Source organism: Mycobacterium sp. WMMD1722, assembly GCF_049315205.1.
GTDB lineage: Bacteria > Actinomycetota > Actinomycetes > Mycobacteriales > Mycobacteriaceae > Mycobacterium.
In genome coordinates, this window is record NZ_CP186056.1 from 451,211 (window position 1) to 464,415 (window position 13,205).

Annotated in this window: 10 protein-coding genes; 6 read left to right on the top strand and 4 right to left on the bottom strand. The window is 68.6% G+C overall.

Going from position 1 to position 13,205, the window contains the following annotated elements; translation table 11 throughout:
• Window position 1: 1 nt before the first annotated feature.
• A complete protein-coding gene (locus tag ACN27E_RS02095; RefSeq protein ID WP_422746370.1) occupies window positions 2-883 on the bottom strand; it encodes a DUF4396 domain-containing protein in 882 nt (293 codons plus the stop codon).
• A 52-nt stretch (window positions 884-935) separates the two neighbouring features.
• Window positions 936-2,423, bottom strand: a complete 1,488-nt coding sequence (locus ACN27E_RS02100; RefSeq protein WP_422746371.1) for a phytoene desaturase family protein — start codon at window positions 2,421-2,423, stop codon at window positions 936-938.
• Between the two features lie 148 nt (window positions 2,424-2,571).
• On the opposite strand from ACN27E_RS02100, the gene ACN27E_RS02105 reads away from it, so the two are divergent.
• Both ACN27E_RS02105 and ACN27E_RS02110 read left to right on the top strand, forming a co-directional pair.
• Window positions 2,572-3,690 carry an enolase C-terminal domain-like protein gene (locus ACN27E_RS02105; protein WP_422746372.1) on the top strand — a complete coding sequence of 373 codons (1,119 nt, stop codon included), beginning with the start codon at window positions 2,572-2,574 and terminating at the stop codon, window positions 3,688-3,690.
• Between the two features lie 28 nt (window positions 3,691-3,718).
• Window positions 3,719-6,637: an FAD-binding and (Fe-S)-binding domain-containing protein gene (locus tag ACN27E_RS02110; RefSeq protein ID WP_422746373.1), complete on the top strand. Its 2,919-nt coding sequence runs from the start codon at window positions 3,719-3,721 to the stop codon at window positions 6,635-6,637.
• On the opposite strand, the gene ACN27E_RS02115 is transcribed toward ACN27E_RS02110, so the two are convergent.
• On the bottom strand, window positions 6,629-7,426 hold the full coding sequence (locus ACN27E_RS02115; RefSeq protein WP_422746374.1) for a SigB/SigF/SigG family RNA polymerase sigma factor: 798 nt from the start codon (window positions 7,424-7,426) through the stop codon (window positions 6,629-6,631). The genes ACN27E_RS02110 and ACN27E_RS02115 overlap by 9 nt on opposite strands.
• A 319-nt stretch (window positions 7,427-7,745) precedes the next feature.
• Between ACN27E_RS02115 and ACN27E_RS02120 the strand changes: the two genes are divergently transcribed.
• From ACN27E_RS02120 to ACN27E_RS02135, 4 genes are read left to right on the top strand one after another with little or no spacing between them, the layout of a single operon-like run.
• Window positions 7,746-8,729: an SDR family oxidoreductase gene (locus tag ACN27E_RS02120; RefSeq protein WP_422750191.1), complete on the top strand. Its 984-nt coding sequence runs from the start codon at window positions 7,746-7,748 to the stop codon at window positions 8,727-8,729.
• Window positions 8,726-9,256, top strand: coding sequence for a hypothetical protein (locus ACN27E_RS02125; protein WP_422746375.1), 531 nt, complete (start codon window positions 8,726-8,728; stop codon window positions 9,254-9,256). The genes ACN27E_RS02120 and ACN27E_RS02125 overlap by 4 nt, the downstream gene beginning before the upstream one ends.
• Entirely contained in the window at window positions 9,253-11,049 is a 1,797-nt protein-coding gene (locus ACN27E_RS02130; protein ID WP_422746376.1) for a glycoside hydrolase family 15 protein, read from the top strand. The genes ACN27E_RS02125 and ACN27E_RS02130 overlap by 4 nt, the downstream gene beginning before the upstream one ends.
• The gene (locus tag ACN27E_RS02135) at window positions 11,046-11,516 is read left to right on the top strand and encodes a hypothetical protein (RefSeq protein WP_422746377.1); all 471 of its coding nucleotides are present in this window, start codon (window positions 11,046-11,048) and stop codon (window positions 11,514-11,516) included. Before ACN27E_RS02130 ends, ACN27E_RS02135 begins: the two co-directional genes overlap by 4 nt.
• Here ACN27E_RS02135 and ACN27E_RS02140 read toward each other — a convergent pair.
• Window positions 11,513-13,201, bottom strand: coding sequence for an FAD-dependent oxidoreductase (locus tag ACN27E_RS02140; protein WP_422746378.1), 1,689 nt, complete (start codon window positions 13,199-13,201; stop codon window positions 11,513-11,515). The two genes, ACN27E_RS02135 and ACN27E_RS02140, sit on opposite strands and share 4 nt — an antisense overlap.
• Between the last annotated feature and the right edge of the window lie 4 nt (window positions 13,202-13,205).

Consider the following 13,205-nt stretch of genomic DNA (forward strand, 5'->3'; position numbering starts at 1 on the left):
GTCACATGGCCTCCTTGATGCCGCGGCGAATCAGCCAGACGTTCGCCGGCCAGGCCGTGAAGAAGCCGATGATCATGCCGATCTGCATCAGGAACCAGTAGACCGGACTGTCGGGCTGCAGCGGCGACGCGGGGAACAGAACGAACGCCATCACCGCCATCCACCCGAACAGGCCGACTTCGAACGCGGTCAGCGACAGCACATCGGCCTTGGCGGCCGCGGTGAGCCCGTCCCGCACGCCCAGACCGCGCATCGGCGCAATCGCGAAGTATTGGAACAGGATTCCCAGCGCCAGTGCCGCGGTGTAGTCGCCGATGAGCTCCGGCCAGAAGGCGCGACCGAACATTTCGATGCCCACGACGAAGATCAGCGTCGCGGCGAGGATGTCGCCGAGCGTGCATCCGGCGCCGCAGTGACTGACCCCGACCGCCGTGATCGCCCAGCGGGGCTTTTCGGGCGGGTTGTCGCGATCATGCTCGGCGAGCCAGCGAGTGCTCTGGGGGCGGCCGTACCGCAGATACATCCAGACCGCCACCGGGCCGAAATACAAGGCGGTGACCGGCCAGACGATCTCCATGACGGTCATCTTCTGCCGGTACCCCCGGCCGTAGATGTCGGCCAATATGACCGCGGCGCAGACGAATGCGACGGCCAGCGCGATCCACGCGATGACGATCAGCCAGGTCGGTGGCATCAGCGCGTCGTGCTCGGGGCCGGCCCGCAGCGGTGCCAGAGCCGGCGACAGTGGTGACTGGGCTGCGGACGCATGATCTCCTCGGGTATCGGAATCCGGGGCCGTGGAGGTGGGCGGCGAGCGGATCGAGGTGACGGATGGCGGTGACGTCGAGGTGGCCTCGAGGTGGACTCGCTCGGGCCGCCCCACGCCGCGAAGGAGCTACCCGCGCGATCGGGTGGTAAACGTGCGCTGGGCACATTCAGCGCGGGCCGAACTCGGGAAGCGTCTTCACACCGAACTGTTGGCCGAGCACCCGCGCTGCCGCGTGCATTCCGGACATGCCGTGGACCCCGGGGCCAGGTGGTGTCGCGGCAGAACACAGGTACACGTTGTGCAATGGCGTCCGATAGGGATCCCATTTCAGGACCGGGCGAGCCAGCATCCGATACATGGACACCTGCCCGACCGCGATGTCGCCGCCGCGATAGTTGGCATTGTGCTTGGCCATGTCGGCGGCCGGGATGCACCGGGACCCGATCACGACGTCGCGGAACCCGGGCGCGAAGCGCTCGATCTGCGCCGTGGCGGTGGCGGTCATGTCGCGCGGCGACCCGTTCGGGACGTGCGCATAGGTCCACAGTGGCTGCTCGCCGGCGGGGCCCAGCCTGGTGGAGTCGACCACGGTCGGCTGGCTCAGCAGCATCATCGGGGTGGGGCTGTGGTGCCCCGAGGCGGTGTCGGCTTCGGCGCGCGCCATTTGCGCCCGCGTGCCGCCGAGGTGGACCGTCCCGGCGCCCCGGAGCCGGGTGTCGCTCCACGGCACCGGCTCTCGCAGCGCGAAGTCCACCTTGGCCACACCGTTTCCCGGGGTGAACCGGCGAAGTGCGCGGCGGTACCCGGCCGGCAGGCGATCCCCGAAGACGGTGTCCAGCGTCCACGGTGCGGTGTCGAAGACATAGGCGGTGGCGGGCGGCAGCGATTGCGCGTCGACCACCGGCCGGTCGGTGGTGATGGTGACGCCGCGGTCGCGCAGATCGGCGACCAGCGCGTCGCTGATCGCCTGACTGCCGCCGATCGGCAGGGGCCAGCCCGGGGCGTGGGCGAGCGAGCCGAGCAACAGCGCGGTCGCGGCGCCGGCGAGCGAGGGGATCGGGGTGTTGGCGTGGGCGCCCACCCCGGTGAGCATGGCGCCGCACCGTTCGGCCGCGGTGCATACCCCCCAGGCGCGGGTGCCCAGTTCCAGAGCCCGCGCGCCCAGTGTGGCGGCTCCGGCCAGCCCCGTGCCCGACCAGAGTGACTGCGGAGGGTGGCGCAGATCGGACAGGCCGACGTCGCGCACGATGCCCGCCGCGTTGACCAGGCCCCGCATGACCTTGGCGTACCGGCGACCGTCATCGCGATCGACGGCGCGCAACTCCGAGATCGTCCGGTCGAGGTCGCGGTAGGCCACCGCGGCCGGTCCGTCGTCTAGCGGGTGGGCGTAGGAGATCTCCGGAAAACCGAATTCGACGCGCCGGGTCAACCCGAAACGCTGGAAGAACGGGGAGGCCGCGGCCATCGGGTGCACGGCAGAGCACAGATCGTGCCGCAGCGGTACACCGAGATCGAGCTCTTCGGTACGGGCTCCACCGCCGGGCACCGGTTGAGCTTCGTAGACCGAGACCGACAGCCCCGCCGCGGCGAGGATGACGGCCGCCGCGAGTCCGTTGGGTCCGGTGCCGACGACGACCACATCGGCGCTGTTCATTGCTGTCCTTTCATCGCCCCACCCGCACGCACAGTCATTCCACGACAACGACCGCTCAAACACGGAGGGAATTGACAGCCAGATAGTTGTTCCAACGCAAAGATTGCGGGTAGAGCTGTGATCATCGACCCCCGACGAAAGGCTCTCGATGGCCGTGATTCTCAGCGACGACACCACAGTCGCCCAGGTCGACGTATCGGCGTACACCTTTCCCACGGACGCTGCAGAAGGCGACGGCACGCTGAGCTGGGATTCCACCACCATGGTCATGGTTTCGGTGCACGCCGGCCGCTGCACCGGCGTGGGATGGACCTACGGCGCGGCGGCGGTCGCCGACCTGGTGCGCGACACCCTGGCGCCCCTGGTGACGGGGTCGAACGCGATGGACGTGCCCGGCACGTTCGAGACGATGGTGTGCGCGATCCGCAACATCGGGAGGTCCGGCACGGGCGGCCAAGCGATCTCAGCGGTCGACGCGGCCCTGTGGGATCTCAAGGCGCGACTCATGGGCCTTCCGCTCTACCGTCTGCTCGGCGCGGTCCGCGACAGCGTTGCCGTCTACGGCAGCGGCGGGTTCACCACCTACGACGACCACCGACTCAACGACCAGTTGACCTACTGGACAGCTGAATTGGCGATTCCGCGGGTGAAGATCAAGATCGGTGAATCGTGGGGGCGGCGAACGGATCGCGATGTCGCCCGGATGCGCCAGGCGCGCGAGGTGATCGGCGACTCGATCGAGTTGTTCGTCGACGCCAACGGCGCCTATGGGCGAAAGCAGGCGGTGCGGGTGTGGCAGGCAGTGGCCGATCTGGATGTGCGGTGGTACGAGGAGCCGGTGTCCTCCGACGACGTGGATGGACTACGCGCGGTGCGCGACTCCGTCGGCGCTGACGTCGCAGCCGGCGAATACGGTTACGATCTCTACGATTTCCGGCGACTGTGCGCGGCGCGGGCGGTGGACTGCCTACAGGTGGACGCCTCCCGGTGCGGCGGCATCACAGAATGGCTGCGCGCCGCGGCGGTGGCCGCCGCGCACAATCTCGACATCTCCGGGCACTGCGCGCCGTATCTGCATCTGCATGCGGCGGCGGCGACCCCGAATTTCCGCCACCTCGAATGGTTTCACGACCACGTCCGCATCGAGCAGATGGCCTTCGAGGGTGCAGATCAACCGATCGGCGGTGTGCTCTGGTTGGATCCCGCCGTGGCCGGCAACGGATTGGCGCCGAGAACCACCGATCTCGAGAAATTCAGAATCCGCTGAAACGAGCAGGAGCCACAGGAGTTCATCGATGACCAGCACCGACCAGCGGCCCGGCCGCAGCACGTTCGCCTACGACTCCCTGGCTGCGGATCTGCGTGACCGCGTCGACGGGGAGGTCCGCTTCGACCCCGGTTCGCGGGCGGCCTATTCCACCGACTCGTCGAACTATCGGCAGATACCCATCGGGGTCGTCGTGCCCCGCACCGTGGAAGCCGCCGTGTCCACCGTCGCGGTCTGCCGTGACCATGACGTGCCGTTGCTGTCCCGCGGCGGCGGCACCAGCCTGGCGGGTCAGTGCTGCAACGCCGGTGTCGTGATCGACTGGAGCAAGTACTGCACGCGCGTGCATGCGGTCGACCCGTCGAACCGCACGGCGATCGTCGAGCCCGGTATCAAACTCGACGCCCTCAACAAGGAGCTTCGGCCGCATGGCCTGATGGTGGGTCCCAAACCGTCCACCCACTACAACTGCACGATCGGCGGGATGATCGGCAACAACTCCTGCGGCTCCACCGCGCAGGCCTACGGGAAGATGGTCGACTCGGTGCGCCGGTTGGAGATTCTGACTTACGACGGCCTGCGCATGTGGGTCGGCGAAACCGATGATGCCGAACTCGAGCGCATCATCGGCGAGGGCGGGCGCCGCGGGGAGATCTATCGCGGACTGAAGGACATCGTCGACCGGCACGCCGAGGAAATCCGCGACCGCTACCCCGATATACCGCGCCGGGTGTCCGGATACAACCTGGATTCGTTGCTGCCCGAAGGCGGCTTTCATCTCGCCAAGGCGCTCGTCGGCAGCGAAAGCACCTTGGTCACGGTGTTGCGCGCCGAAATCGACCTGGTTCCGGTTCCCGCCGCGAGCACGCTGACGATCCTGGGGTTTCCCGATGTCGCCGCCGCGGCCGACGCGGTCCCGGCGGTCCTGCCGCATCATCCGGCCGCACTGGAGGGGATCGATCACCGGTTGGTCTCGCTGGAACACAGCCAACGCCTTGCCCAGCAGGCACTCGACGAGCTGCCCGATGGGCAGGCATGGCTGATGGTGCAGATCGACGGGGACGACCAGGATGATTCGGACCGCAAGTCGAAGATCATGGTCGACGATGTGCGCAACGCCGCCGCCACCGACGCGGCGGTGATCGACGATCCGGCGCGCAAGCAGGCGATCTGGGCCGCGCGGGAAGCCGGTCTGGGCGCAACCGCCTTTCCGCCCCAGGGTCCACCTACCCACGCCGGCTGGGAAGACGCGGCGGTGCCACCCGACCGGCTGGGTGACTATCTGCGTGACTTCCGCGGGCTACTGGATCGCTACGACTATGGCGACGCCGCCGTGTACGGGCACTTCGGCCAGGGCTGTGTGCACACCCGCATCCCCTTCGATCTGCGCACGGCAGCGGGCATCGAGCACTATCGCGCCTTCGTCACGGACGCCGCACGCCTGGTCGTCGGCTACGGCGGGTCGCTGTCCGGCGAGCACGGTGACGGCCAGTCCCGCGGCGAGCTTCTGCCGATCATGTTCGGAGACCACATCATTCAGGCGTTCGAACAGGTCAAGGAGTTGTTCGACGCGCAGGACCGGATGAACCCGGGCAAGGTGGTCAAGCCCTACCGGATGACCGAGAACCTGCGCCTGGGAGTCGGATACCTGCCGATCGAACCCACGACCGCGTTCTCCTACGCCGAGGACGGCCACCGGTTCAGCCAGGCCGCCAACCGCTGCGTCGGAGTGGGCAAGTGCCGGGGCGAGGACAGCGGCGTCATGTGCCCGAGCTACCGGGCCACCGGGGAGGAGGAACACTCCACCCGCGGTCGCTCGCGTCTGCTGTTCGAAATGCTGCAGGGCGACGTCATCACCGACGGCTGGCGGTCGACGGACGTGCGTGACGCGCTCGACCTGTGCCTGGCCTGCAAAGGCTGCCTGTCGGACTGCCCGGTCAACGTCGACATGGCCACGTACAAGGCCGAATTCCTCCATCACCACTACAAGCGGCGGCTCCGGCCGATGGCGCACTACTCCATGGGATGGATCCCGCTGCTGGCACGTGTTGCCTCGACGATGCCCGGAATCGTCAACGCCGTCGCCCACACCAGGGGCATCACCACGGCATTGAAGAAGCTCGGTGGCATCGACGAACATCGCGGGGTACCCCGATTCGCCGCAGAGCGCTTCGATCGCTGGTTCGCCCACCGCCCACCGCCGGGCCGTCCCGCCCCGCGGGGAAAGGTCCTGTTGTGGCCGGACACCTTCACCAACAACTTCGACGCCGGCATCGCCCGTGCTGCCGTCACCGTGCTGGAGGCCGCGGGCTTCGAAGTCGAGGTGCCCGACAAGACGGTGTGCTGCGGACTCACGTGGATCTCGACCGGCCAGCTGAGCGTAGCGACCCACATCCTGCGCCGCACACTGCGAATCCTGGCCCCGGCCCTGCGGGCGGGCACCCCGGTGGTGGTGCTGGAACCCAGCTGCGCCGCGGTCTTCCGATCCGACCTGGAGAATCTGCTCGACGGTGATGAGGATGCGCACCGGCTCGCGGCGCAGACGTACACGATCGGCGAAGTGCTGAGCCGCCACGCACCCGATTGGGCGATTCCCGAACACCCCGCCAGAGCAATGGTGCAGCCGCACTGCCACCAGCACGCCGTGTTGCATTACACCGAGGAGCAGGGCCTGCTGGAAGCGGCCGGCGTCCAGGTCGATGTGCTCGACGCCGGATGCTGCGGTCTGGCCGGGAATTTCGGCTTCGAACGCGGGCATTACGACGTGTCGGTCGCGGTCGCGGAGGACAAGCTGCTGCCGGCCATCCGGGCGGCTGATCCGGGCACTGTCGTCATCGCCGACGGCTTCAGTTGCCGCACGCAGGTCGACGAGCTACTCGGCGGCCGCCGCCCGGTGCACACGGCCGAACTGATGGCAGCGGCTCTGCGCCAACGAGGATCAGCCTAGTTGGTTGCGCAGCTTCTCCAAGGTGGCTTGCAACAGCCGCGACACATGCATCTGTGACAGCCCCACCCGCTGCGCGATCTGGGATTGCGTCTGCGATTCGAAGAACCGCAGGCACAGAATGTCCCGTTCGCGCTGGGGGAGCGCGGCCAGCAGGGGGCGCAGCGATTCACGATCGGTGACCGCCTGCAGGCGGTCGTCTTCGGTGCCGAGGGTGTCCGCGAGCGTCAGCGCGTTGTCCTCCGGGCGCACCGCATGGTCCAACGAACTCACCTTGCGCACATCTCCGGCCACCAGCCCTTCCAGTACCTCCTCCCGACTCAGACCGAGCCAGGTGCCGAGTTCGGTGGCCGTCGGCGCCCGTCCCAGCGCTTGCGCCAGCTCTGGGATCGCCCTGGTGATCTCGACGTGGTGATCCTTCATCCGCCGGGGCACCGACATCGCCCAGGTCTGGTCCCGGAAGTGGCGGCGCACCTCACCCATGATGGTGGGGATGGCATAGGCGGCGAACGACGAGCCGAGCGCAGGATCGAAACGGGCGATGGCGTTGAGCAGGCCCAGCCGCGCCACCTGCATGAGATCGTCGACGTCCTGGCCTCGGTGGGAATAGCGGTATGCGATGTGATCGGCCAAGGGTAGGCAGCGCTCGACGATGCGTTCGCGCTGAGACCAGAAGTCCTCGGAGTCGGGGGGCAACTCGCGCAGCGCGCTGATCATCGGCGCGACATCGCCGTATTCGTCTGAAGCGGACCTGTGTTCGGTGGGCTGTTGTGTACCAAGTGTGACAGTCATGTCGGCACCTATCGACGTCCATCGACTCTGGGGCGGGCTGCTCTCATCTTCCCGTACACATCCGTACTACCCGCAATATATGCGGCCGTGCAAGCATCACGAAAGCGCAACGATTGCTGTGGCTTTGGTATGAGGCGTTTGCCTCGTGCGGCGGGGTGGCAATCGAATCGCAACGGACAGTTGCGTGTTCCGCCTGGGGCGAACAGTGAGGCACGTCACCTCGGTTCGAGGATGAGGAGGTCAGATGTCGAACAATCTGCGACGGGCGTCGGCGCAATTCGGTGCGTCCGGGGCCGACCGTGTCACGCCGGTCAAGACGGTGGTGGTGACCGGCGCGAGCGCCGGAATCGGCCGCGCGGCCGCACGCGAATTCGGGCGTCGAGGCTGGCGGGTGGCGCTCGTCGCCCGGGGGCGCGGCGGGCTGGAATCGGCGGCAGCCGACGTCACCCACGCCGGGGGCACCCCGCTCGTCGTCGCGGCCGACGTGGCCGATTGCGACGCGCTGGACCGGGCGGCCGACGAGATCGAACAACGGCTCGGGCCGATCGACGTCTGGGTCAACGCGGCGTTCGCCACGATTTTCGCACCGTTCGAGCAGATCGAACCCGAAGAATTCCGGCGCGCCACCGAAGTGAGCTACCTGGGTTTCGTCCACGGCACGATGGTGGCGCTTCGACGGATGAAGCCACGCAACCGCGGCACCATCGTTCAGGTGGGTTCGGCGCTGGGGCAGCGGTCGGTGCCGCTGCAGTCGGCGTACTGCGGCGCCAAACATGCCATCAACGGATTCACCGAATCGCTGCGCACCGAGTTGATGTATGACGGCAGCGACGTTCGGGTCACCGTCGTGCAGATGCCCGGGGTGAACACCCCACAGTTCTCCTGGGTGCGGTCCCGGCTGCCCCGTCATCCGCAGCCGGTCGCCCCGGTGTATCAGCCCGAGGTGTCCGCGCGGGCGATCGCCTACGCCGCCGACCATCCCGGACACAAGCAATACTGGGTCGGTGGCAGCACCGTCGCGACCCTGATCGGCCAGCGAGTGTGCCCACCGCTGTTGGACCGGTACCTGGCCAAGACCGGAGTGAGCTCCCAGCAGACCGACGAACGGGTCGAGCGCGACGGCGGCAATCTCTTCACCGCCATGGATGAGCAAGCGGGTCAGGATTACGGTGCGCACGGCGTCTTCGACGGGCGCGCCATCGGGCGCAGCCCGGCCTGGTGGATACGCAGCCACCCGCGAGCGGTCGCCGCCGGACTGGCCGCAGTCTCCGCCGCCGTGGCCGCCGGGACCTCGGGCCGGTGACTACCGACCAGTCCACCACGAAGGTGGCTCGGGACCCGGACCCCGAGATGGACACCGAGATGCGTTGCGTGCCGATCGATCCGGCGCATTATCGCTCCGGGCGCCGGCTCCTGGTCGGCGAAGCGGTCGTGCTGGTCGCGCTCGGCGCCTGGGCATGGGTCGGGTTCGCGCTCACCGGCGCCGCCTCAGGCGATGTGCCGGTGCTCGGGCTGAGGATCACCCTGGCCCAGGGTGCAGTACTCGTGATCTGGGGCATGGCGGCGGCACTGTCGGCGCTGTCCCGCCGGTCGGCGGTGTGGTTCACCGCAGCGGCGAGCACCGTAGCGCTGTGTCTGCTGATCGTCGCTGCGGTGGCCTCGGCCAATTCCGAACCGGGCGCGATGGGCTTCGACCGGCGCGACATACTGCTCTACGGCGTGCTGGGCGCGGCCAATCTCGCCCTGCTGTACTGGTTGAACGCCGACGAGATCGAAGGCCCGGCGTGGGTGAAACGCCGAACCGGCACCGACGTCGGCCGGCGGCGATGACCGTGTCCGAGAGCCCCCACGTCCTGCGCGACTATGCGCTGCTCGCCGACGGGCACCGCGGCGCGCTCGTCGGCCCCCGGGGTGACGTGTCGTGGATGTGTGCTCCCCGGTGGCATGACGACGCGGTGTTCTCCGCGTTGATCGGCGGTGCCGGGTCTTTCGTCATCCGCCCGCTGTCGCGCTTCGTGTGGGGCGGTCACTACGAGCGCGGCGGTCTGATCTGGCGTTCGCGCTGGGTCACCGACGACGGCATCACCGAGTGCCGGGAGGCGCTCGCCTACCCCGGCGATCCCCATCGCCTGGTTCTCCTTCGCCGGGTACTGGCAGTCCGCGGGCCGACGCGGGTCGGCATCGAGGTGCAGCCGGTCGCGCACTTCGGACGTGACCGGATGCGCCGGCTGCAGCAGGACGACGACGGTTCGTGGCGCGCGGAGATCGACACCCTGAGGATGCGCGTCAGCGGGTTGCCGGCGGCACGACCCGACTACACGGCGGCGGCGCCCGCGCTGACGGCTGAACTGACACTCGCCGAGGGCGACCGCCACGACATCATCCTGGAGATGTCCGACCAGGCGTTACCGGAGCGGCCGCCGGAGGCCGAACTGTCGTGGCGATCGACCGAGATGAGTTGGGGCCGGGCCGTTCCCCGGCTGGACGCCAGCGTCGCTGTTGACGATGCGCGTCAGTCCTATGCCGTGCTGAGAGGTTTGACGTCGCCCGGCGGCGGCATGGTCGCCGCCGCCACCCTGGGCCTGCCCGAGCGCGCCAAGGCGGGGCGCAACTACGACTATCGATACGTCTGGATCCGGGACCAGTGTTACGCCGGCCTGTCGGTCGCGGTGGAAGAGCCGCTGCCGCTTCTCGACGACGCTGTCGCGTTCGTCGGTGAACGCCTACTCGCCGACGGGGCGGACCTGCGCCCCGCCTACACCGTGGACGGTGACGCCGTCCCCGCCGAGCGATCGCTGGATCTGCCGGGTTATCCGGGCGGCAACGATGTGGTCGGCAATCAGGCCGGCACGCAATTCCAGCTCGACGCGTTCGGAGAGGCACTTCAGCTGTTCGCCGCGGCCGCCCGGCTGGACCACCTCGACAGCACCGGATACCGCGCGATGCAAACAGCTGCCGGGGCCATCGCCGACCAGTGGCACCGGCCCGATGCCGGAATCTGGGAACTCGACCCGAGGCGTTGGGCGCAGTCGCGGTTGGCGTGCGTGGGCGGTCTGCGCGCCGCGGCCGCCCAGGCTTCGCGCTCCGACGCCGCGCAGTGGAGTTCGCTCGCCGATGCGATCATCGCCGACACCGCCGACTGCTCGCACCCGGACGGACGGTGGCAACGCGCTCCCGGCGATCAGCGCGTCGATGCGGCGCTCCTGCTGGCGGCGCTGCGCGGTGCAGTGCCGGCCGACGATCCGCGCAGCCGATCGACGGTGGCCGCGGTCGCCGACGAGCTGTCTCGGGATTTCTACGTCTACCGGTTCCGCCATGACGGGCGGCCTTTGCACGAGGCAGAGGGCGCCTTCGCCCTGTGCGGATTCCTGATGGCGCTGGCCACCCATCAGCAGGGTGACCCCGTTTCGGCGTTCCGGTATTTCGAGCGAAACCGGACCGCATGCGGGCCTCCGGGGCTGCTGTCCGAGGAGTACGACGTCGTGCAGCGGCAGATGCGGGGCAACCTGCCGCAAGCCTTCGTGCATGCTCTGCTGATCGAGTCATCGCTGGTATTGGCCAGGCCGCCAGAGGTTTTCGACCGACTTCGGACACGCGTCGTCGACGAGAAGGTGACCCGATGAGCACGCGTTACCTCGAAGTGGTCCGCGCGGGATGGGGCGCGGCCCTGGTGACAGCGCCGGTCGCCGTCCTGCATACCGTCGCCGGCGACGATCAGCCCGACCGCTGGGCGATCAACGTCGCGCGGATTCTCGGAGCGCGCCACCTGCTGCAGGCGCTGCTGTCGGGCCGCCGCCCCAGCCCGGAGGTACTGGCGGCCGGAGTGTGGGTCGACGGAGTACACGCGCTGACCGCTCTGCTGTTGGCCCTGGCGGATCGCCGGCGGGCACGTCTGGGCCTCGCCGACGCTGCCTTCGCGACAGTCTGGGGTGGCGCCGGATGGCATGACCTGATCGGGACTTCAGCCGCCCGGGTGCAGCACCAGCGGGTGCGGGACCGACTGGCCCGGGCCGTGCTGCGACACGTCCCCGGCGGTCGAGTGGTCTTGCATGCGACTCCGACTCGTCGGCATCGCAACCCGGTGGACTAGCGGGTCAGCACGTCGCGCACCCTACCCAGCAGGCCGATACTCGTGGGCTCCGATTCGGCGGCGGCCAACATGTCGGCGACACTTGTGTACTTGCTGCGCGGCCGCGTGGACCCGCCGCGCGCGCGTTCCGACCGATCGATCGCCCGCCACGCCGCCCCGTCGACCACATCGGGCTGCCGCCGGCGCACCAGTTCGGCGAGATGCCGTTGAGATGACGCCGGGTCGGGAAGCAGTCCGTTGTTGAAGTCGTCGACCAGGTTGTGCACCGTTTCGCGCGCGCACGACTTGTTGGTGCCGATGAAGCCGGTGGGGCCGCGTTTGATCCAGCCGACAACGTAGGTCCCGCGCATGGTTTCGCCGGTGTGCGGATCGACCACGCGCCCAGCCTCATTCGGCACCACCGCGGGCTTCTCGTCGAACGGCAGCCCGTCGATCGGCCTGCCGCGGTACCCGATGGAGGTCAGCACGAGCCCGGTGTCGATGCGATGGCGGTCGTCGCTACCGGTCACGGTGAATTCGATACCGTCGACGTGCGGGGCGCCGGTGATGCGACTCGGTGTCAGCCGGTAGGCGAACCGGATCCTCGGCCCGTGCGCGGCGTCGGCGGCGCGCCCCAAGCCGCGCAGGATCTGGAGCTTGCGGCAGGTCAGGGGGTCGGTCGTCTGCTCGAGGTCTTGCTCGACCAGTTGGTGGTCGGCGTCGTCGAGCACCACCTCGCGAGTCGCGGTGAGCCCGATGAGTTCAGGCAGTGTGAACGCCGACTGTGCGGGGCCACGCCGCGCGGCGATGACCACCTCCCGGACACCGGAGGATCGCAGCGTGGCCAGGGCGTGGTCGGCGATGTCGGTGTCGGCGAGTTCGTCCGGCGCCGCGGTGAGCACCCGCGCCACGTCGAGGGCGACGTTGCCGTTGCCGACGATGACGACGCGATCGCCCCGCAGGTCGACGTCCAGGTCGGCGAACTCGGGGTGGCCGTTGTACCAGGCCACCACTTCGGTGGCGGTAGCGGTGCCGGGCAGATCCATGCCCTCGATGTCGAGGCGACGGTCGTTCGGCGCGCCCACGGCGTAGATCACGGCGTGATGATGGTCCAGCAGGTCGGCGTGGTCGAGGTGGCTCCCGACATCGACATTCAGATAGAACCCGAATCCGCGCGCGGCGCTGATCCGGTCGAAGAGCCGGGTGACCTCCTTGGTGTGCTGATGATCGGGTGCGACTCCGGCCCGCACCAACCCGTACGGGGTCGGTAGCCGCTCGAAGACGTTGACCCGGACGCCCTGTTGGGTCAACAGTTCATCGGCTGCATACATGGCCGCGGGGCCGGAGCCCACGATCGCCACCGTCAGTGGGGCGCCGTCGTGCCGGCCGATCACCGGCGCCTCGAGCACCTTCGCCAACTTCGACGTGGGCGGCACCTTTTCGCCGGGTTCCCGCTCGGGGTAGAACGCGGCGTTGAGCTCGACGAACGGGAGCTGGCGCGGGTCGAGCCGGGTATCGGCCGCGATCGCACCGACCGGACACGCGCTCACACAGGCACCGCAGTCGACACAGGCCGCCGGATCGATGAATAGCATCTCTGCGGTCGCGAAGCCGGGCTCGTCGGGTGTGGGATGGATGCAGTTGACCGGGCAGGCGTAGACGCACGATCCGTCGCTGCAACAGGATTGGGTGATCACGTGCGGCATGACC

Bases quoted from the DNA above. Each gene is read 5' to 3' on its own strand.
- ACN27E_RS02100 (WP_422746371.1), bottom strand. From the start codon at position 2,423: ATGAACAGCGCCGATGTGGTCGTCGTCGGCACCGGACCCAACGGACTC.
- ACN27E_RS02105 (WP_422746372.1), top strand. From the start codon at position 2,572: ATGGCCGTGATTCTCAGCGACGACACCACAGTCGCCCAGGTCGACGTA.
- ACN27E_RS02110 (WP_422746373.1), top strand. From the start codon at position 3,719: ATGACCAGCACCGACCAGCGGCCCGGCCGCAGCACGTTCGCCTACGAC.
- ACN27E_RS02115 (WP_422746374.1), bottom strand. From the start codon at position 7,426: ATGACTGTCACACTTGGTACACAACAGCCCACCGAACACAGGTCCGCT.
- ACN27E_RS02130 (WP_422746376.1), top strand. From the start codon at position 9,253: ATGACCGTGTCCGAGAGCCCCCACGTCCTGCGCGACTATGCGCTGCTC.
- ACN27E_RS02135 (WP_422746377.1), top strand. From the start codon at position 11,046: ATGAGCACGCGTTACCTCGAAGTGGTCCGCGCGGGATGGGGCGCGGCC.
- ACN27E_RS02140 (WP_422746378.1), bottom strand. From the start codon at position 13,201: ATGCCGCACGTGATCACCCAATCCTGTTGCAGCGACGGATCGTGCGTC.